2 protein-coding genes are annotated in these 811 nt (G+C 67.2%); both read right to left on the bottom strand.

Going from position 1 to position 811, the window contains the following annotated elements:
- Nucleotides 1–319, bottom strand: a 319-nt coding sequence (locus AC1DWF_RS33475) for an alpha/beta fold hydrolase (RefSeq protein WP_476842804.1), incomplete at its 3' end; no start/stop codon positions are given.
- 13 nt (nt 320–332) lie between these two features.
- The gene (gene rutC, locus AC1DWF_RS33470) at nt 333–719 is read right to left on the bottom strand and encodes a pyrimidine utilization protein C (protein WP_476842803.1); all 387 of its coding nucleotides are present in this window, start codon (nt 717–719) and stop codon (nt 333–335) included.
- Nucleotides 720–811 lie beyond the last annotated feature (92 nt).

Genomic DNA, 811 nt, shown 5'->3' with positions numbered 1-811 from the left:
CCAGCCGCCCGAGCCGCGCCGGATACCGCCGCGCAAGGTCCAGCCCCACCAGCCCGCCCACGGCATGACCGAGGAAATGCGCCTTGATGATGCCGGCCGCATCCAGCACTTCGATCACATCGTCGGCCATGTGGTCGATGGAGTAGCCGTCCGGCAGCGGTTCGGCATTGCGGCCGGTGCCGCGCTGGTCGAAGGCGACGACGGAAAAATGCTCCTCCAGCGCCGCGCGCTGCGGCGTCCAGAAGGCCGCAGCCCCGCCCAGCCCGGCGGAGAGCACAACGGCCGGGGCGCCCGCGCGCCCCGTGACCTCGAAGATCATGACACCTCGGACTTCACTTGCCGATATGCGCGGTGGTCGCGATCTCGACGAGCGCGCCCGGCTTCACCAGCTCGCACTTGATGCAGTATCGCGCCGGCTTCTCGCCGGGGAAGAACTGCGCATAGACCTCGTTCATCCCGGCGTAGCTGGCCCAGTCCGTGAGGAAGATCTGGTTGAAGGTGACGTCGGCCATGGTGCCGCCGGCGGCCTCGACCACTGATTTGATGGTGTCGAGCACGAGCCGCGTCTGGGCGCCGATGTCGCCCAGGTGCATCACGTTGTTGTCCTTGTCGAAAGGCAGCGTGCCGGAGACGTAGAGCACGCCGTCGGCCAGGGCGCCGGGCGAATAGGGCGCCAGCGGCTTGCCGGAGCCTGCGGGGATGACGGGCTTGAAGGGCATGGTCTTACTTTCCCTGTTCCGGTGATTGGCCGATGGCGCCGCAGAAATCGGCGACCGTGGAGACCCAGCCGAAGAAGGTCTCGATGTTGTAG

The sequence above is a fragment of the Aminobacter sp. P4_D5 genome (assembly GCF_056401815.1).
The sequence above is the reverse complement of the archived record's forward strand: the minus strand, read 5'-3'. Positions and strand labels throughout refer to the sequence as shown.